Here is an 18,463-nt window from a genome sequence, read left to right as displayed (position 1 = left end):
CCGGGTGACGGCTTCGCCTTACCCGGCCTACAAAGTTCACGCGTTGTGTAGGCCGGGTAAGCGCAGCGCCACCCGGCAATGTTTTACTGTAGTGCGTCGAGGATATGGTATGCCGCCTCAACGCGTGCCGGATTCGGATAGCTTTTATTCGCGAGCATCACAATACCGATCTGCTTTTCAGGAATAAAGGCCACGTAGCTGCCAAACCCGCCAGTAGAGCCCGTTTTATGGACCCAGGACGCTTTGACCGGGGGAGCCGGTGGATTCACTTCTACCACGGGCAACGGCGCCAGCGCTACCTTACTGTCGCTGCCCTCGACCACCGTGTTGGCCTCCACGGGCCAGTTGAGCATCTCCCAGCCCAGACCCTGATACATTGACCCGATACGCCAGTAGCGCGACTGCGCCAGCGCGATGCCCTGCTTAAGTGAGGCATCAGCAACGTTCTCCGGCGCCATGTTTGCCATGACCCAGTTCGCCATATCCTGCACGTTGGTTTTCACGCCATAGGCTTGTGCATCCAGCATACCCGGCGAAACGCGCACCGCTTTACCGTCACGATAGCCCCAGGCGTAATGCGCCTCTTCCGCTTTCGGCACGTTAATCCAGGTATGGTCCAGCTTGAGCGGCTTAAGGACCCGCGTCGTCATGGCCTGCTCATAGGGCATGCCAGAAGGTTTGACCGCCAGCGCACCAAAAAGACCGATGCTGGCGTTGGCGTAAAGACGCGTTGTGCCAGGCTTCCACTGCGGCTGCCAGTTTTGATAAAAGCGCAGCAGGGAGGCGTTATCCGTGACCTCATTCGGTACCTGTAGCGGCAGGCCGCCAGCGGTGTAGGTGGCGAGATCCAGCATACGAATACCCTGCCACTGCTTGCCCGTCAGCTGTGGCCAGTATCTGGTCACCGGATCGTCCAGCGAAATTTCACCGCGAGCAATGGCATCCCCACCTAAAACGCCGGTGAAGGTTTTACTTATAGAACCCAGCTCGAACAGGGTCTGAGGCGTAACGGATTTATTCGCCGCGATATCGGCCTTGCCAAACGTGTAATAGTGCGGTTTTCCCTGATAAATAACGGCCACCGCCATGCCTGGAACAGACTGGGCTTTCATCAGCGGGGTAACCGTATTCGCGACCACCTCCGCCAGCTGTTTTTCTGACACTGGCGCGGCGAGAGCAGAGCAAGAGATGCCGAGCAGCAGGGCGCAGCAAAGGGATTTTTTCATCATCAGTAATCTTCCGTAATAGCGAGTCAAGGGGATGTCCGGGCCCGTCAGACAGGCGTAGTCTGTTGGATTTGACAGTGCCTGACAAACGGTTAAATTTAGCATTAGCTGTTAATTTTTCTAACGGAAGCGACCATGACGCGAAGCTATCTACCCCTCAATTCGCTTCGGGCTTTTGAGGCCGCCGCAAGACATCTCAGCTTTACGCATGCGGCCATTGAACTGAATGTGACGCATTCGGCTATTAGCCAGCATGTGAAAACGCTGGAGCAGCACCTGAACTGTCAGCTGTTCGTTCGCGTGTCGCGCGGGCTGATGTTGACTACCGAGGGCGAAAATTTACTGCCGGTGCTGAATGATTCGTTCGATCGTATAGCCGGAATGCTGGATCGCTTCGCTAACCATCGTGCGCAGGAGAAGCTGAAAATCGGCGTGGTGGGTACGTTTGCCACCGGGGTCTTATTCTCGCAGCTGGAGGATTTTCGCCGTGGCTACCCACACATCGATCTTCAGCTTTCCACCCATAACAACCGCGTTGATCCGGCTGCCGAAGGGCTTGACTATACGATCCGCTACGGTGGCGGGGCGTGGCACGGTACCGAGGCTGAATTTCTTTTTCATGCGCCGCTCGCGCCGCTGTGTACACCTGATATCGCCGCCAGTCTGCACAGTTCGGCCGACATCCTCAGGTTTACGCTGCTGCGCTCCTACCGACGCGACGAGTGGACCGCGTGGATGCAGGCGGCCGGCGAGCATCCCCCTTCGCCAACGCACCGCGTGATGGTATTTGATTCGTCCGTGACCATGCTGGAGGCCGCTCAGGCAGGGGTGGGTATTGCTATTGCGCCTGTCGATATGTTTACCCATCTGTTAGCCAGCGAGCGCATTGTGCAGCCCTTTGCGACGCAGATTGAGCTCGGCAGCTACTGGCTGACCCGATTGCAGTCCCGGGCAGAAACGCCAGCCATGCGCGAATTTTCCCGGTGGCTGGTGGAGAAGATGAAAAAGTAAAAAGCCCGCCGGATGGCGGGCCTGTTCAGTCAGATGGTGACCACGGCAATCAACGTGACGACCGTCAGAATGGTCGCCAGACCGTAGAAGACCCATTTACCGCTTGGCACATGGATTTTCAGATCGTGCATCGCATGGTGGATACGGTGCAGACCACACCACAGCGGCAGGACGATCATCAGGAAGATGAACACGCGGCCAATAAAGCTGCTCGCAAAGGCCAGTACGCGCTCATAGCTCAGCGCATCGCCCGGGAACAGCCCCAGCGGCAGCATGATCCCGACCAGCAGGATAATGACCGGGGCAATAATGGCGCTCCACATGCCGCCTGCGCCAAACAGCCCCCAGAAGACCGGCTCGTCTGAACGTTTTGGATTTGGATTGATCACAGTAGTCTCCTTACCAGAACAGTGCGACAAACAGAATGACCACAGAGACAACTGCCGTCACTGCCCAGAGCCCTTTAATGACCGGCTCTGGCCCCATTTTTTCGCCTTTTACAATGATGTTCGCTGCTTTTGGCGCCAGTTCAAACCAGGTTTTGGTATGAAGCAGCGCGGCGGCGAGCACAATCAGGTTCAGCACAACGATGATTGGGTTTTGCAGGAAGCCCACAAAACTGGACCAGGCTTCCGGGCCGTGCTTGAGGGCATAAACCCCGTACAGCAGTTCGAGGCTGAACCAGACCGCGGGAACAGCCGTGCCTTCACGCAGCATATAGAAGCGATAAAACGGCAGTTTTTTCCACCAGGTGGACGGCATTGGTCGCACGTAGGCTTTGCGTTTAGTCGTCATCATGCACTCCTTAGCGTGGTTTCAGGGTAGCGATAAGAAAGTCTTTCGAGCTTTCCACCTTACCCTGCTGAATGGCGGCAGCCGGGTCGACATGCTTCGGACAGACTTCGGAGCAGTAACCGACAAACGTGCAGGTCCAGACCCCGTTCTGGCTGTTCAGCTGGGCCATACGTTCTTTTTTGCCGTGGTCGCGGCTGTCTTCGTTATAGCGGTGCGCCAGGGTAATGGCGGCCGGGCCGATAAACTCAGGGTTCAGGCCAAACTGTGGACAGGCGGCATAGCACAGGCCGCAGTTGATGCAGCCGGAGAACTGATGGTATTTCGCCATCTGCGCGGGCGTCTGGGTGTTTGGCCCCTGATCCGGCGTGCGCGGGTTGCCGATGATGTACGGCTTAATCGCTTCGAGGCTTTCGATAAAGTGGGTCATGTCGACCACCAGATCGCGCTCAATCGGGAAGTTGCCCAGCGCTTCAACCTTGATACCTTTGGTGTAATCACGCAGGAAGGTTTTACACGCCAGCTTTGGCACCTTGTTGACCATCATGCCGCAGGAGCCGCAAATTGCCATGCGGCAGGACCAGCGGTAGCTCAGGTCTGGGGCCAGGTTATCTTTGATATAGCCGAGCGCATCCAGCAGGGAGGTTTGCTCGTCGTAAGGGACTTCATAGAAAGCGCTGTGCGGCGCGGCGTCCACTTCCGGATTGTAGCGCACCACTTCAATTTTCAGTTTTTGCATCTCAGCCATTCGCCTTCTCCTTCTTATCGGCGGCTTCTGCTTCTGCACCGTACACGCGTTTCGCCGGTGGCAGCGTGGTGATTTTCACGTCGCTGTAGTCCAGTCGCGTAGTGCCATCCGCATCGCGCCAGGCGAGAGTGTGTTTAAGGAAATTGACGTCGTCACGTTCGGTGCAGCCCTCATCCAGGCGCTGGTGCGCGCCGCGGGACTCTTTACGCGCCAGGGCGGAATGGGCCATACATTCTGCGACGTTCAGGCCATGGCCCAGTTCAATGGTATAAAGCAGATCGGTATTGAAGACGCTGGAAGTGTCGGTGATGCGCACACGCTTGAAGCGCTCCTGCAACTCCGCCAGCTTGTCGACGGTTTTCTGCATCAGCTCTGGCGTACGGTAGATCCCGCAGCCTTCTTCCATCGACAGCCCCATTTCGTCGCGGATCTTCGACCAGTTTTCGTTACCTTCCTGGTTCACCAGGTCTTTCAGGCGTTTTTCGACGTCTGCAACCTGCGCATCCAGCGCCGCGCTGTTAGCTTCACCTGCCGTTGCGGCACGCTCCATCGCACGTTCGCCCGCCATGCGACCAAAGACCACCAGCTCAGCCAGCGAGTTTGAGCCCAGACGGTTTGCGCCGTGCAGACCGACGGAGGAACACTCGCCCACCGCAAACAGCCCTTTGATGCGGGTTTCGCACTGCTGGTCGGTTTCGATACCGCCCATGGTGTAGTGCGCGGTTGGACGCACCGGGATCGGCTCTTTCACCGGATCGACGCCCACATAGGCTTTCGCCAGCTCGCAGATAAACGGCAAACGCTCCAGCAGTTTCTTCTCGCCGAGATGACGCAGGTCGAGATGCACCACGTCGCCGCGCGGCGTTGAGATGGTGTTGCCTTTGCGCCACTCGTGCCAGAAAGCCTGAGAAACTTTGTCGCGTGGGCCGAGTTCCATGTATTTGTTTTTCGGCTCGCCAAGCGGGGTTTCCGGACCCATGCCGTAATCCTGCAAATAGCGATAGCCGTTTTTGTTGACCAGAATACCGCCTTCACCGCGGCAGCCTTCCGTCATCAGTATGCCGGAGCCTGGCAGGCCGGTTGGGTGATACTGGACGAACTCCATATCACGCAGCGGGACGCCGTGGCTGAGCGCCATGCCCATACCGTCACCGGTGACGATGCCGCCGTTGGTGTTGTAGCGGTATACGCGACCCGCACCGCCCGTTGCCATCACCACCGCATTCGCGCGGATCTGGACAAGCGTGCCTTCCATCATGTTCATCGCCACCAGTCCGCGCGCATGACCGTCGTCGACCAGAATGTCGAGAACGAAATGTTCGTCAAAGCGCTGGATTTGTGGGAACTGGAGGGAGGTCTGGAACAGGGTGTGCAGCATGTGGAAGCCGGTCTTATCGGCGGCAAACCAGGTGCGTTCGATCTTCATGCCACCGAAGCGGCGGACGTTGACGCTCCCGTCCGGACGGCGGCTCCACGGGCATCCCCACTGTTCCAGCTGGGTCATTTCCGTTGGGCAATGGTGCACGAAGTAATCAACGACATCCTGTTCGCAAAGCCAGTCGCCCCCTGCAACCGTGTCGTGGAAATGGTATTCGAAGCTGTCATGATCCTGCGCGACGGCGGCGGATCCTCCTTCTGCGGCTACCGTGTGGCTGCGCATCGGATAGACTTTTGAAATCAATGCGATTTTAGCGTTCGGATTGGCTTGTGCCGCAGCAATTGCAGCGCGTAATCCAGCCCCGCCAGCGCCTATTACGGCAAGATCGGCTTGAAAAGTTTGCACGACATTCCTCCAGATTTTTGTTTTCCCGCAACGGGATGAACTAAAGGACGTTCACCTGCCCGAACGGGCGATTGCGGAAGCGATTCCACTGCTCCTTTATGGGTAAAACAGTATAACCGCGTAGAAGTGAGGGAAATTTGACGTGTTCGATTTTTTTGCTGTTCTGTGCGGTGATTTATCATCGTGATTAATGAATGGCGTCACAGTATTTCTCTGTGCAATGAAAAAGGACTTTTACTGTGCAAAATTTGTCTCTGCCCCGGCTTACGAGTAGACTTCGTGCCCTTGTCTGAAAACGGAGAAATAACTCATGAGCGAAACGGCCACCTGGCAGCCGAGCGCATCCATTCCAAACCTGCTAAAGCGCGCAGCAATTATGGCGGAGATCCGCCGCTTCTTTGCGGATCGCGGCGTCCTGGAGGTGGAAACGCCGTGCATGAGTCAGGCGACGGTCACGGATATTCATCTGGTCCCGTTTGAAACCCGTTTTGTTGGCCCAGGCCACTCTCAGGGCATGAATCTGTATCTGATGACCAGCCCGGAATACCATATGAAGCGTCTGCTGGCGGCCGGGTGTGGTCCGGTCTATCAGCTGTGCCGTAGCTTCCGTAATGAAGAGATGGGCCGACACCATAATCCGGAATTCACCATGCTGGAGTGGTACCGCCCGCACTACGACATGTATCGTCTGATGAACGAAGTCGACGATCTGCTGCAACAGGTGCTGGATTGCGCGGAAGCTGAAACGCTCTCCTATCAGCAGGCCTTCCAGCGCCATCTGGAAATCGATCCGCTGTCGGCTGATAAAACACAGCTGCGTGAAGTGGCGGCAAAACTGGATCTGAGCAACGTGGCGGATACCGAAGAGGATCGCGACACGCTGCTGCAACTGCTGTTCACCTTTGGTGTTGAACCGCAGATTGGCAAAGATCGTCCGACGTTTGTCTATCACTTCCCGGCCAGCCAGGCCTCACTGGCGCAGATCAGCACCGAAGATCACCGCGTGGCGGAGCGTTTTGAGGTGTATTTCAAAGGCATCGAGCTGGCGAACGGTTTCCACGAGCTGACCGACGCGCGCGAACAGCAGCAGCGTTTCGAGCAGGATAACCGCAAGCGCAACGCGCGCGGTCTGCCGCAGCAGCCGATTGATACTCATCTGCTGGAAGCGCTTAAAGCCGGTCTGCCGGACTGCTCCGGCGTGGCGCTGGGTGTGGATCGCCTGGTCATGCTGGCGCTGGGTGCCGAGCACCTGGGCGATGTGATTGCCTTTACGGTCGATCGCGCCTGAAAAAATGCCGGGTGGCGCTGCGCTTACCCGGCCTACTCGGTCATTTAACTCTGCCACATTAAAAACTGCTCATTTCTCTCTATACGGGTCTTTTTCTTAATTTGACTCGGATAGCCACATTGTTTGTCTGGTCATCTGCTACCATCCGCGCAGTTTAATTCCGTTTCGGATGGTTATATGTCTCACTCACTCAAAAAAATGACCCTTACCGGGCTCATTCTGATGATTTTTACGTCAGTCTTTGGCTTTGCCAATAGCCCGTCCGCGTTTTATCTGATGGGCTACAGCGCGACGCCGTTTTATATCGTTTCCGCTCTGTTCTTCTTTATCCCGTTTGCGCTGATGATGGCGGAGATGGGCTCGGCGTACAGGAAAGAAGAGGGCGGCATCTATTCGTGGATGAACAACAGCGTCGGTCCGCGTTACGCGTTTATCGGTACGTTCATGTGGTTTTCATCCTACGTCGTCTGGATGGTCAGCACGGCGGCCAAGGTTTGGGTGCCGTTCTCAACGTTTCTCTTCGGTGCGGATAAAACGCAGGTCTGGTCTCTGGCGGGGCTGAGCTCCACGCAGGTGGTCGGTATTCTGGCAGTGTGCTGGATGGTGGTGGTCACCCTGGTGGCCTCGAAAGGCATCAACAAAATTGCCCGTATCACTGCCGTTGGCGGTATTTCCGTGATGTGCCTGAACCTTGTGCTGCTGCTGGTCAGCATCGCTATTCTGTGCCTGAACGGCGGGCATTTCGCACAGGAAGTCAACTTCGTTTCATCGCCTAATCCGGGTTACCAGTCCGGGCTGGCCATGCTCTCCTTCGTGGTGTTTGCCATCTTTGCTTACGGTGGAATTGAAGCCGTGGGCGGGCTGGTCGACAAAACCGAAAATCCGGAAAAGAACTTCGCTAAAGGCATTATCTTTGCCGCCATCGTCATTTCCATTGGCTACTCACTGGCGATTTTCCTCTGGGGCGTCAGCACCAACTGGCAGCAGATGTTAAGTAATAACACCACCAACCTCGGCAACATTACCTACGTGCTGATGAAAAGCCTGGGGGTGACGCTGGGCAACGCCATGGATCTCGCGCCGGAAACGTCGGCCACCCTGGGGATCTGGTTTGCGCGGATTACTGGCTTGTCGATGTTCCTCGCCTATACTGGCGCATTCTTCACGCTGATCTACTCGCCGCTGAAAGCGATTATTCAGGGGACGCCAAAGGCGCTGTGGCCCGCACGTATGACGCAGCTGAACGCTGCCGGTATGCCTGCCAACGCGATGTGGATGCAGTGCCTGCTGGTGTGCGTGTTCATTCTGCTGGTGTCCTTCGGCGGTGATACCGCGTCGGCGTTCTATAACAAGCTGACCCTGATGGCGAACGTATCGATGACGCTTCCGTATCTGTTCCTGACCCTGGCGTTCCCGTTCTTTAAGGCGAAGCGGGATCTGGAGCGGCCGTTTGTGATCTTCAAAACCCGCGCGGCGACGCTGCTGGCGACCACTGTTGTGGTGCTGGTCGTCGCGTTCGCCAACATCTTTACCGTCATTCAGCCCGTGGTTGAGGCAAATGACTGGAACAGCACGCTGTGGATGGTTGGCGGACCGATCTTCTTCTCGCTGCTGGCAATGGGGATTTATGAGCATTACCGTCGTCGCTCGACGGCCTGTGTAGCAGAAGTGGCGTAAAGGATTGACCCCCTCCCGACGGGGAGGGGGAAAGGATTACAAACTTCCCGCCGGGCGCGTACGCGCCGCTGACGTCAACGTTCTTCCCGTCTTACGTCCGTCCAGCGTTTCCAGACGCATCTGGAACGGTGGGAACGGCATATCAATTCCGTGCTCGCGGAAGCCAGCCAGAATCAACTGGTGGATCTCATGGCGCAGCGGCATACGGTGTCCCATCTCGGCGGCGTAGATACGCAGCTCGAAAATCTGGATCCCCTGCTGCAAATCAACCAGGAACACTTCCGGCGGCGGGTTGTCGATTACCAGCGAACAGCGTTCAGCAGCCGTATAGAGGATCTGCGTTACCTCTTCGCTGTTGGCATCCGACGGAGCGGGTACGGTCAGCACCACACGCGTGACGGAGTCGGACAGCGACCAGTTGATAAACTGCTCGGTGATAAACGCCTTGTTCGGAACGATGATCTCTTTACGGTCCCAGTCGCTGATGGTGGTGGCGCGGGTGTTGATTCGGGTGACGCTGCCGGTGAGATCGCGGATGGTCACCGTATCGCCAATTCGAATCGGCTTTTCAAACAGAATGATCAGACCAGAAACGAAGTTGGCAAAAATCTCCTGTAAACCAAAGCCCAGGCCTACGGTCAGGGCGGCAACCAGCCATTGCAGTTTTGACCATTCGATACCAATCATCGAGAAGCCAACCAGCCCACCAAACAGCATGATTAAATACTTGGTGATGGTGGTGATCGCATAGCCTGTGCCGGGGGTTAAATCCAGATGCTGCAACAGCGCCAGCTCCAGCAGGGCAGGGAAGTTACGGATCAGCTGCGTGGTGATGATCAGCACCAGAATCGCAATCAGCACGGCCCCTAAGGTGATGGGCTCCAGACTTTCGACCCCCTGCACCGTGGACGTCACATCCCATAAAGAGATGTTCTCCAGGAAGCCAAACGCGGAGTGGATTTCCGACCACAGGAAGATCACCGACAGCAGGGCAACCAGCATCAGAATTGAGCGTACCAGCCGCAGGGACTGGGTACTGATCGCATCCAGATCCAGTTCGACGTCATCGGCGTCTGTGGTCCCTTCGGTGCTGTTGACGTGGTTCGGCTCTTCTTCACCCCGCGCGCGCTGGGCCAGAATTTCTGCGCGACGGTGTTTGGCACGGTCAAACGCCAGACGACGACGCTGGATCAGCATGCCGCGGCGAATAACATGGTAGACCACCAGCAGCAGGAACCAGATAGCCACCGACGTTTCCAGTCGGGCGAGCAGCGCCTGCGCCGTGGCGAGATAACCGACCGCTGCCGCCAGCATCGCCGCCAGCGGCGCGCTGAGCAGCAGGTTCCACAGCAGACGGTTAAACATGTTATCGCCGCTGCCGGTCTTGTCGAGATAGAGCGGGATCCCGGCGCGTTTCAGGCTGAGCGTCACTACCGCTAACGCCCCGCAGATCAGCATAAAGCACAACCGTCCCAGCGAGCCGGAGAACTCCCGGTCATTGAGATTATCGAACATGATCAACGCCATAATCAGCGGCACAATCAGCCCGATACTCATCAGGTAGTAACGCATCGCCCGCGCAACGCGATTACGCGGCCAGCCAAAGTGAGCGATGAACAGACCATTTGGCCGCGCAAACGTGGCGCAAATCATCACCACCCACAGCAGCGGAACGGTGGCGGTCACGCCATCGCCAATCGCGACGGCAAGCGGGTAGGGCCAGGCTTCACGCAGGCCGTATCCGAGCGTCATCCACAGCACCGGCAGCGGAGACGCGACCAGAATTGACCAGAACACCGTACGCAACGTCAGCCAGAAGTGATCCTGGGTTACTTTTCCCACTCGGGCGCTGGAGCGCTCAAGGAAACGGGTGAAGTGACGACGGGAATAAATACTGAAGCCCACCAGAATCAGCGCCCCCAGCAGCGGGAAGATGGTCTCCTTGCTGGTTATCATCATTACGCTGGCGAGGCCCAGCTGGCTGAAGGTGTCCAATGAAATGAGGCGGCGCAGATCCTGCACAATCTCAATCGGCCAGGCGAAGGTCATCGGCCGCACGTCGGACGTCCAGAAAAGGTAACGGTGCGTGGCTTCGTTGACCTCTTTCAGCGCATCCTCCAGCTGGCTATTCGAGACTTTCAGCTTAGTCAGCTCAAGGATCAGCGTATCGCCTCCCTGCAACAGGGAATTGAGCAGTTCGCGTTGGGTGCGCAGCTGCGCTTCCAGAATACGACTTTGCTCGCCGGTGAGCGGCTGTCCGTCAGCCTGACGGATCTGGCGGATTTGCGGCTGCTTGTTGAGGAGATCCTCATAATGAAGACGCTGAACGCGCAACTGCGCCATCTCCGTATCAAGCTGCTGCGGTTTTGGCATCTCTGGCAGACGAGCCACCTGCGCGCGTAACGCTTCGCCCAACAGGTTAGACGAGCCAAGCCACTGGGACTGTTCACGCAGCGTGTTGAGCGCCTGACGAACCTGGAGGGTTTGATTGGTGGCCTGACGCTGCTGCGAGGCCACCAAATCCATGCGCTGCGCCTGCTGATTCAGCGCGGCAGAAAGCTCGCGGTTAACCTTAAACTGGGCGACGATGCTGTCGGGCAGGTTAGCACTGTTTTCGGCCAGTAACTCGGTGCTTTCCAGCGCACGTTCAGCTTCACGCTGACGCTGGCTGTTGAGTTGATTTCTCAGCGCCTGGAGATATGCATCCAGCTGCTGGCTCTGCTTCTGCGCCAGCTCGGAACGCATCCGCGACAGCTCCTGGCGGTTGTTAGCGGAAAGCTGCGCCAGCTCCAGTTCATCAACCAGCGCTTTTAGTCTGGCGGATTCCGCCTGTAACCCAAGATTTTGCGCCTGATTCTGCGGTGTGCTGCCTGTCTGCGTCCCGATGCGACGTTCCACCTCATTTAACTGACGGCGGGCATCGGTTTGCTGCTGTGGAAGCTGGCTGAGGGAATCGGCAATTTCACGCGCCCGTTCCTGCTCCTGCTGCGCCAGACGGCTTTTTTCCAGCAGCTGGCTGCTGACTTGCAGGATCTCCTGATTCAGCGCCTCGGACGTCATCCCCGCGGGGACCTGGCGTGGTTCATCGCGCAGGTTGTTTAGCTGCGAGCGCAGGGTCTGAGAGAGTTTGGGGAAGTTGTCGATAACCTGCTGATACTGCTGCGCGCGCTCAAGGGAACCCTTTCGTTCCTCAAGCGCGTTCAGTGCAGACTGGAGTGACTCAACGGTCTCCGGCTGAGCGGGTTTCGCCGCTTTTGCCTGCTCCAGCTCCTGGGTTATCTGTTTGGCGTCGGGGGCCGTCGCTGCGTACGCCCCCATGCTGAGGCACCAGGCCATCAGTAATACGATAATCGGGCGCACGTCAGCGATCCTTCTGTTGTTAGCCTTCGTCTTTTTTGTCGTCAACCAGCGGGCTGGCGTCGTGCTCGGCTTTGATCTCTTCTTCCGGCAACGGGGCAGGCGCAACCTCTGGCGTCACAAAGACCTCCGTCGATACTGCCAGAGGCTGGCCGAGTTTGGTCACGGACAGGCTTTCCAGCTCGTCGACCAGGTTAACTTTGCCCGGTGCGAACAGGTTGATGACCGTTGAGCCCAGCTTGAAGCGGCCCATTTCCTGACCTTTCAGCAGGGCCACAGAACCTTCTTCTTCGCCGGCAGGCCAGGTCCAGCGCTTGATCACGCCTTCGCGCGGCGGCGTAATGGTGCCCGCCCAGACGGTTTCGATGCTGCCTACAATGGTAGCACCCACCAGAATCTGCGCCATTGGGCCAAATTCAGTATCAAACAGGCAGATGACGCGCTCGTTACGGGCAAACAGGTTAGGAACGTTTTGCGCCGTCAGGTGGTTTACGGAGAACAGATCCCCCGGCACGTAGATCATCTCGCGCAGAATACCATTACACGGCATATGCACGCGGTGGTAGTCGCGTGGGGAGAGATAGGTGGTCGCGAAAGTCCCGTTCCGGAACAGATCGGCCATTATGTAGTTACCGGCCAGCAGCGCTTCCAGGCTGTAGTTATGGCCTTTCGCCTGCAAAATTTTGTCGTCTTCAATTTTACCCAGCTGGCTGATCACGCCGTCCGCTGGCATCACCAGCACGTTCGGGTCGGTATTCAGCGGGCGCACTTCGTCGCGCAGCGGACGCACAAAAAATTCGTTGAAGGTGCGGTAGCTTGCCGTATCCGGCTTCTGCGCTTCTTTCATGTCGACCTTGTAGTATTTCACGAACAGGTCGATGACCAGTTTGGTCAGCCAGCCCGCTCGTTTGCTCGCGCCCCAGCCCGCCAGGCGAGTGAGCCACAGTTTCGGCAGAATGTATTGAAGCGAAAGTTTAAATGAGTTTAACAAGGTAGCCTCCAGGCCATTGTTTTGTCGTTCCTGATCCGGCATTACGCTGCCGGAACCTGAAAAAAGGGGACGATTTTAGCGACGCTTAGCTTAGTTGTCAGTTATCAGGACCAGAAAAGTTTTTACGCGTTTTTACCTGGTCCATGCTTTCGAGAATACGGTGGTAATTTTCGAAACGGGTTTCCGCAATTTCTCCGTTCTCTACCGCTTCGCGGATAGCGCAGCCCGGATCGTTGTCATGTTTACAGTCGCGGTATTTGCAAGCGCCTAAATAGTCATGGAATTCGACAAATCCGTTAAAGATTTGTTCCGGCTCGAGGTGCCAGAGACCAAATTCACGCACGCCCGGGGAGTCAATCACATCGCCACCGTGCGGGAAGTGATAGAGACGTGAGGCAGTGGTGGTGTGCTGGCCCAGGCCCGAGACGTCAGACACATCGTTGGTCAGGATCTCCTGCTGAAGGCCGAGCAGGTTGTTAAGTAGGCTCGATTTACCTACGCCGGACTGCCCCGCAAAGATGCTGATGCGGTCGGTCAGCGCATCTTCTAACGGCTTCAGGCCATCTTTGGTGCGGCTGGAAACCATCAACACGCGATAGCCAATGTTGCGGTAAATATCCATCTGCTCATTTACAAAGGCCATGGCCTCGTCATCCAGCAGATCGATTTTATTCAGCACGATGAGCGGCTCAACCTGTAGCGTTTCGCAGGCCACCAGATAACGGTCAATAATATTGAGCGAAAGCTCAGGCAAAATCGCTGAAACGATCACTATCTGGTTGATGTTGGCGGCAATGGGCTTCACGCCGTCGTAGAAATCTGGACGGGTCAAAACCGACGTGCGTTCATGCACGGCTTCAACGATACCTTTAACCGTTACCCCTTCCGCCGCCTCTTTGCCTGGACGCCAGACCACGCGGTCACCGGTCACCAGGGAACGGATGGTGCGACGGATATTGCAACGGTGGATATCCCCGTCGGCGGATTCGACATCGGCGTGCATGCCGAAGCGGCTAATCACAACGCCTTCTGTCGCTTCGCCAAACAGGTTGTCGTCGTAATCGGGCTTCTCCGTAGTGGTTTTAAGACGGCGCTGGTGATTTGCATTCACGCGGCGCTGCTGCCCTTTGGAGAGTTTATTTTTACTCAATCGCGCTGGCTCCTGGTCGCCCGTAGCGGGCAAAACCTCTATGATACACTCTAATTAATACTAGTTAACCTGCTACTGCCGGTTATGCGAGAAGGGTGGAAAATAACATGAGCGCGGACGAAAACAACCTGATTTGGATCGATCTGGAGATGACCGGCCTGGATCCCGAGCGCGATCGCATTATTGAGATCGCCACACTGGTCACCGATGCCAATCTCAATATTCTGGCGGAAGGCCCAACGATTGCCGTGCACCAGTCCGATGACCAGCTTGCGCTGATGGATGAGTGGAACGTGCGTACCCATACCGGCAGCGGGCTGGTGGAACGCGTGAAGGCCAGCACCCTGGGCGACCGCGAAGCGGAGCTGGCGACGCTTGAATTTCTGAAGCAGTGGGTGCCGGCAGGAAAATCGCCTATCTGTGGCAACAGCATTGGTCAGGATCGTCGTTTCCTGTTTAAGTACATGCCGGAGCTGGAGTCCTACTTCCACTACCGCTATCTGGATGTGAGCACCCTGAAAGAGCTGGCCCGCCGCTGGAAACCGGAAATTCTCGACGGCTTTACAAAGCAGGGGACGCACCAGGCGATGGACGACATCCGTGAGTCTGTTGCGGAGCTGGCGTACTATCGCGAAAACTTTATTAAGCTCTGATTTTGCGATCCGGCGCCTTGCGTGGCCGGGTTTTTGTCGCTAAATTGTTCAGCTTGCCGATTAAATAAGCACTTGAACTGAATTTCAAAAAAATCGCTTTGAGGGGGGTTGCAGCTAAACGGATTTCTCGTATAATGCGCCTCCCGTAACGACAGAGAATTACACGTTACGACAGCAACAAAAGCAGTACAGATTTGCGGGAATAGCTCAGTTGGTAGAGCACGACCTTGCCAAGGTCGGGGTCGCGAGTTCGAGTCTCGTTTCCCGCTCCAAAATTTGAAAAGTATCGCAAGATACGCCAGCACCAGAACACCCAAGCGGGAATAGCTCAGTTGGTAGAGCACGACCTTGCCAAGGTCGGGGTCGCGAGTTCGAGTCTCGTTTCCCGCTCCAAATTCTTCTTCATCTCCATATTATCCACAGCGAAGTGCTTCGTTGGGGACGTTTTCTATTATGTCTGAAATACTCTTGTGAACAGAGTTATCCACAGAAACCGTGATAAAACCAGTCTGTACGAAATGTTAGCAGGGTGAATAATATCTTCGTAATTCCTTGTAATTTATGAAGAAAATTTGATTTCAAAATGTTATTTAGATCACTTGACCTGTTTGCCAGAGCTGATGGCGCCTGAATTCTTATTTTTATTCACAGCCTGTGAATATATCACACATCCCGCGGCAGCCCTTTTTCAATCACCCTGACCAGGCGCTGTTTCTTCGGTAACTGCACTTCAACCACGCCGGCATTTCGCTTCTCAATTTGCTGCGCAATCGCCCATTCTATGTGCTCATCAAGAAGTGGGTGCTCACCTCTGCGGCTTTCGAGCGCCTGAAGATTTGCCTCATCCCACGGGGCATTCCCCAGCGCAACGGCCACATTACGCAGCCAGCGCAGGTGGCCGATACGACGTATGGCGGAACCTTCCGTCACCTTCAGGAACCAGGCTTCGCTCCAGGCGAACAGTTCGATCAACTGCGGGGCATGTAACGCCTTGCGCGGACTGAAGTCTTCTTCGTCCGTCAACTGTGAATAACGGTTCCACGGACAAATCAGCTGACAGTCATCACAGCCGTAGATGCGGTTGCCGATAAGCGGACGAAATTCCTCTGGAATGGCGCCTTCCAGCTCGATAGTGAGATAAGAGATACAGCGGCGCGCATCAACGGTATACGGTTCGACAATAGCGCCCGTTGGGCAGATGGTCATACAGGCCACACAGCGACCACAGCCTTCTTCCACCGGACCGTCTACCGGCAGGGGTAAATCAATCAGCAGTTCACCCAGGAAAAAGAATGAGCCCGCGTCGCGGCTTAAGATAAGTGAGTGCTTACCTGTCCAGCCGAGCCCGGCTTTTTCGGCGATCGGGCGCTCAAGAATAGGCGCAGAATCGACAAAGGGTCTAAAATTCAGCGAAACACAGTGCTGCTGAATGGTTTCCCCGAGCTTTTTTAGACGGTTGCGCAGAAGTTTATGGTAGTCACGTCCCAGAGCGTATCGGCTGACGTAACCCAGCGAAGGATTTTTTAGCGTGCGCGCAAAGGCCGCGTTAGCAGGCAGATAGTTCATGCGTACGCTAATAACGCGCAGCGTACCCGGCAACAGCTCGTGGGGGCGGGCACGCATCATACCGTGACGCGCCATCCACTCCATCTCGCCGTGGTATTGTTTATCCAGCCATGCCTGGAGCTTAGGCTCGCTGGCAGAGAGGTCGGTGTCAGTAATACCGACCTTCTGGAAGCCCAGTTCAGCACCCCACTGTTTTATTTTTTGCGCTAATTCATTGAGATCGAGGGGCTGTGACATGACGGACCATACTGTGAAGAAAAACCCCGCAAGTATACCACATTCCATCTGGCATGCGGATGACCTCCGTCGGGCCGAGAAAGAGGCCGCAGATAGCCTGGGCATTACCCTTTACGAACTGATGCAGCGCGCGGGCGAGGCGGCGTTTAACGTGGCGCGTACGGCTTATCCGGAGGCTTCGCACTATCTGATCCTGTGCGGACACGGCAATAACGGTGGCGATGGTTATGTGGTGGCTCGTCTTGCGGTGGCGGCGGGGCTGCGCGTCACCCTGCTGGCGCTGGAGAGCGACAAGCCGTTACCGGAAGAAGCGGGCATGGCGAGAGAGGCCTGGCTGAATGCGGGGGGCATTATTCATGCGCCTGATATCGTCTGGCCCGAGGATGTCGACGTGATTGTTGACGGTCTGCTGGGGACGGGACTGATGCGCGCGCCTCGCGATGACGTCGCCGCGCTGATTACGCGCGCTAATGCGCACCCCGCCCCGGTGGTAGCGCTGGATATTCCCTCCGGCCTGATGGCGCAAACCGGCGTGACGCCGGGCGTGTCGATTGAGGCGGCGCGCACCGTGACCTTTATCGCCCTGAAGCCGGGTTTGCTTACCGGTAAAGCGCGGGATGTCGTGGGCACGTTACACCACAACGCCCTGGGGCTGGAAAACTGGCTGGCCGGACAGGATACCCACATCACCCGCTTTGATGCCTCCCTGCTTGCACAGTGGCTGCCGCCGCGCCGTCCCACGTCCCATAAGGGCGACCATGGCCGACTGCTGATTATCGGCGGCGATCGCGGCACGGCAGGTGCGATTCGTATGACCGGAGAGGCCGCGTTGCGCAGCGGCGCCGGATTAATACGCGTGCTGACCCGCAGCGAAAACATCCCGCCCATTATTACCGCGCGGCCGGAGCTGATGGTCCACGAGCTTACCCCGCAGGCGATTGAAGAGGGTCTTGAGTGGGCGGACGTGGTGGTCATTGGTCCGGGCCTGGGTCAGCAGGAGTGGGGTAAACAGGCCCTGCAAAAGGCCGAGAATTTTCGTAAACCGATGCTCTGGGATGCCGACGCGCTTAACCTTCTGGCAATAAACCCGGATAAGCGTCACAATCGCATTCTGACGCCGCACCCCGGCGAAGCCGCACGGCTGCTTAACTGTAGCGTGGCAGAAATTGAAAGCGATCGCTTACTTTCAGCCCAACGTCTGGTAAAACGTTACGGAGGTGTTGCCGTTTTGAAAGGGGCGGGGACCGTTATCGCCAGCGATGGTGCGATGGGCATCGTTGATGCCGGTAATGCAGGCATGGCGAGCGGCGGCATGGGCGATGTGCTCTCTGGCATCATAGGCGCATTGCTCGGACAGAAACTTCCCCTTTATGATGCAGCCTGTGCTGGCTGCGTGGCCCACGGTGCGGCGGCTGACAGGCTGGCTGCTTGTTACGGAACGCGCGGTATGCTGGCCACCGATCTTTTTTGCACGCTGCGGCGTGTTGTTAACCCGGATGTGATTGACGTAGAAAATGACTAATCGAGCGATTCCTTTACCTGATGAACAAGCCACTTTAGATCTCGGCAAGCGCGTGGCGCAGGCCTGTCAGGGGGCGACCGTCATTTATCTGTATGGTGATTTAGGCGCGGGTAAAACAACCTTCAGCCGTGGCTTTTTGCAGGCGTTAGGCCATAACGGGAACGTAAAAAGCCCGACCTACACGCTGGTGGAACCGTACACGCTTGAAAATATCATGGTGTACCACTTTGATTTATATCGTCTTGCGGATCCTGAGGAGCTGGAATTTATGGGGATCCGCGATTACTTTGCCAACGACGCCATCTGCCTGGTGGAGTGGCCGCAACAAGGTGCGGGTGTGCTGCCTGACCCGGATGTCGAAATTCACTTAGATTACCAGGCACAAGGGCGTGAGGCGCGCATCAGTGCGGTTTCCTCATCAGGCTGTTCCTTACTGGCGCGTTTAGCCGGTTGAGCGTAGGG

15 protein-coding genes and 2 tRNA genes are annotated in these 18,463 nt (G+C 56.6%); 8 read left to right on the top strand and 9 right to left on the bottom strand.

Annotated elements, in window-relative coordinates; all coding sequences use genetic code 11:
* Positions 1 to 83: 83 nt before the first annotated feature.
* Positions 84 to 1,229 (bottom strand): ACT family cephalosporin-hydrolyzing class C beta-lactamase, encoded by a 1,146-nt coding sequence (blaACT, locus tag SK58_RS21840; RefSeq protein WP_048220419.1) that lies wholly within the window; start codon positions 1,227 to 1,229, stop codon positions 84 to 86.
* Positions 1,230 to 1,361: 132 nt separating this feature from the next.
* Between blaACT and ampR the strand changes: the two genes are divergently transcribed.
* Positions 1,362 to 2,237 carry a LysR family transcriptional regulator AmpR gene (ampR, locus tag SK58_RS21835; RefSeq protein WP_048220418.1) on the top strand — a complete coding sequence of 292 codons (876 nt, stop codon included), beginning with the start codon at positions 1,362 to 1,364 and terminating at the stop codon, positions 2,235 to 2,237.
* A gap of 29 nt (positions 2,238 to 2,266) precedes the next feature.
* Here ampR and frdD read toward each other — a convergent pair whose 3' ends face one another.
* From frdD to frdA, 4 genes are read right to left on the bottom strand one after another with little or no spacing between them, the layout of a single operon-like run.
* The gene (frdD, locus tag SK58_RS21830) at positions 2,267 to 2,626 is read right to left on the bottom strand and encodes a fumarate reductase subunit FrdD (RefSeq protein ID WP_000609653.1); all 360 of its coding nucleotides are present in this window, start codon (positions 2,624 to 2,626) and stop codon (positions 2,267 to 2,269) included.
* Positions 2,627 to 2,636: 10 nt separating this feature from the next.
* Positions 2,637 to 3,032, bottom strand: a complete 396-nt coding sequence (gene frdC / locus SK58_RS21825; RefSeq protein ID WP_032646967.1) for a fumarate reductase subunit FrdC — start codon at positions 3,030 to 3,032, stop codon at positions 2,637 to 2,639.
* Between the two features lie 10 nt (positions 3,033 to 3,042).
* A complete protein-coding gene (gene frdB, locus SK58_RS21820; protein ID WP_006810403.1) occupies positions 3,043 to 3,777 on the bottom strand; it encodes a fumarate reductase iron-sulfur protein in 735 nt (244 codons plus the stop codon).
* Positions 3,770 to 5,560 carry a fumarate reductase (quinol) flavoprotein subunit gene (gene frdA / locus SK58_RS21815; protein WP_006810402.1) on the bottom strand — a complete coding sequence of 597 codons (1,791 nt, stop codon included), beginning with the start codon at positions 5,558 to 5,560 and terminating at the stop codon, positions 3,770 to 3,772. Before frdA ends, frdB begins: the two co-directional genes overlap by 8 nt.
* Before the next feature lie 310 nt (positions 5,561 to 5,870).
* On the opposite strand from frdA, the gene epmA reads away from it, so the two are divergent.
* Together epmA and yjeM are read left to right on the top strand one after the other, a co-directional pair.
* The gene (epmA, locus tag SK58_RS21810) at positions 5,871 to 6,848 is read left to right on the top strand and encodes an elongation factor P--(R)-beta-lysine ligase (protein WP_045328873.1); all 978 of its coding nucleotides are present in this window, start codon (positions 5,871 to 5,873) and stop codon (positions 6,846 to 6,848) included.
* A gap of 177 nt (positions 6,849 to 7,025) precedes the next feature.
* Positions 7,026 to 8,525 (top strand): glutamate/gamma-aminobutyrate family transporter YjeM, encoded by a 1,500-nt coding sequence (gene yjeM / locus SK58_RS21805; RefSeq protein ID WP_015572460.1) that lies wholly within the window; start codon positions 7,026 to 7,028, stop codon positions 8,523 to 8,525.
* 36 nt (positions 8,526 to 8,561) lie between these two features.
* Here yjeM and mscM read toward each other — a convergent pair whose 3' ends face one another.
* The 3 genes from mscM to rsgA form a co-directional block, all read right to left on the bottom strand.
* The gene (gene mscM, locus SK58_RS21800; RefSeq protein ID WP_017694680.1) at positions 8,562 to 11,885 is read right to left on the bottom strand and encodes a miniconductance mechanosensitive channel MscM; all 3,324 of its coding nucleotides are present in this window, start codon (positions 11,883 to 11,885) and stop codon (positions 8,562 to 8,564) included.
* Positions 11,886 to 11,904: 19 nt separating this feature from the next.
* Complete coding sequence (asd, locus tag SK58_RS21795) at positions 11,905 to 12,873, bottom strand: archaetidylserine decarboxylase (RefSeq protein WP_026080660.1); 969 nt, start codon at positions 12,871 to 12,873, stop codon at positions 11,905 to 11,907.
* A 97-nt stretch (positions 12,874 to 12,970) separates the two neighbouring features.
* A complete protein-coding gene (rsgA, locus tag SK58_RS21790) occupies positions 12,971 to 14,023 on the bottom strand; it encodes a small ribosomal subunit biogenesis GTPase RsgA (protein ID WP_048220417.1) in 1,053 nt (350 codons plus the stop codon).
* 107 nt (positions 14,024 to 14,130) lie between these two features.
* Between rsgA and orn the strand changes: the two genes are divergently transcribed.
* From orn to SK58_RS21775, 3 genes are all read left to right on the top strand, one after another.
* Positions 14,131 to 14,676 (top strand): oligoribonuclease, encoded by a 546-nt coding sequence (orn, locus tag SK58_RS21785; protein ID WP_003855965.1) that lies wholly within the window; start codon positions 14,131 to 14,133, stop codon positions 14,674 to 14,676.
* A 196-nt stretch (positions 14,677 to 14,872) separates the two neighbouring features.
* Positions 14,873 to 14,948, top strand: a tRNA-Gly gene (locus SK58_RS21780).
* Between the two features lie 45 nt (positions 14,949 to 14,993).
* A tRNA-Gly gene (locus SK58_RS21775) sits at positions 14,994 to 15,069 on the top strand.
* A 270-nt stretch (positions 15,070 to 15,339) separates the two neighbouring features.
* Here SK58_RS21775 and queG read toward each other — a convergent pair.
* Positions 15,340 to 16,479, bottom strand: coding sequence for a tRNA epoxyqueuosine(34) reductase QueG (queG, locus tag SK58_RS21770; RefSeq protein ID WP_015572463.1), 1,140 nt, complete (start codon positions 16,477 to 16,479; stop codon positions 15,340 to 15,342).
* Here queG and nnr point away from each other — a divergent pair.
* Together nnr and tsaE are read left to right on the top strand one after the other, a co-directional pair.
* Positions 16,478 to 18,001 (top strand): bifunctional ADP-dependent NAD(P)H-hydrate dehydratase/NAD(P)H-hydrate epimerase, encoded by a 1,524-nt coding sequence (nnr, locus tag SK58_RS21765; protein WP_045350213.1) that lies wholly within the window; start codon positions 16,478 to 16,480, stop codon positions 17,999 to 18,001. The genes queG and nnr overlap by 2 nt on opposite strands.
* On the top strand, positions 17,994 to 18,455 hold the full coding sequence (gene tsaE / locus SK58_RS21760; RefSeq protein ID WP_003855970.1) for a tRNA (adenosine(37)-N6)-threonylcarbamoyltransferase complex ATPase subunit type 1 TsaE: 462 nt from the start codon (positions 17,994 to 17,996) through the stop codon (positions 18,453 to 18,455). The genes nnr and tsaE overlap by 8 nt, the downstream gene beginning before the upstream one ends.
* Positions 18,456 to 18,463 lie beyond the last annotated feature (8 nt).

The organism is Enterobacter sp. BIDMC93, assembly GCF_001037805.1.
Lineage (GTDB): Bacteria > Pseudomonadota > Gammaproteobacteria > Enterobacterales > Enterobacteriaceae > Enterobacter > Enterobacter hormaechei_C.
This window is presented reverse-complemented; position numbering and strand designations above follow the sequence as displayed.

Coding starts and splice junctions, on each gene's coding strand:
- blaACT (WP_048220419.1), bottom strand. CDS start 1,229: ATGATGAAAAAATCCCTTTGCTGCGCCCTGCTGCTCGGCATCTCTTGC.
- ampR (WP_048220418.1), top strand. CDS start 1,362: ATGACGCGAAGCTATCTACCCCTCAATTCGCTTCGGGCTTTTGAGGCC.
- frdC (WP_032646967.1), bottom strand. CDS start 3,032: ATGACGACTAAACGCAAAGCCTACGTGCGACCAATGCCGTCCACCTGG.
- frdB (WP_006810403.1), bottom strand. CDS start 3,777: ATGGCTGAGATGCAAAAACTGAAAATTGAAGTGGTGCGCTACAATCCG.
- epmA (WP_045328873.1), top strand. CDS start 5,871: ATGAGCGAAACGGCCACCTGGCAGCCGAGCGCATCCATTCCAAACCTG.
- yjeM (WP_015572460.1), top strand. CDS start 7,026: ATGTCTCACTCACTCAAAAAAATGACCCTTACCGGGCTCATTCTGATG.
- orn (WP_003855965.1), top strand. CDS start 14,131: ATGAGCGCGGACGAAAACAACCTGATTTGGATCGATCTGGAGATGACC.
- nnr (WP_045350213.1), top strand. CDS start 16,478: ATGACGGACCATACTGTGAAGAAAAACCCCGCAAGTATACCACATTCC.
- queG (WP_015572463.1), bottom strand. CDS start 16,479: ATGTCACAGCCCCTCGATCTCAATGAATTAGCGCAAAAAATAAAACAG.
- tsaE (WP_003855970.1), top strand. CDS start 17,994: ATGACTAATCGAGCGATTCCTTTACCTGATGAACAAGCCACTTTAGAT.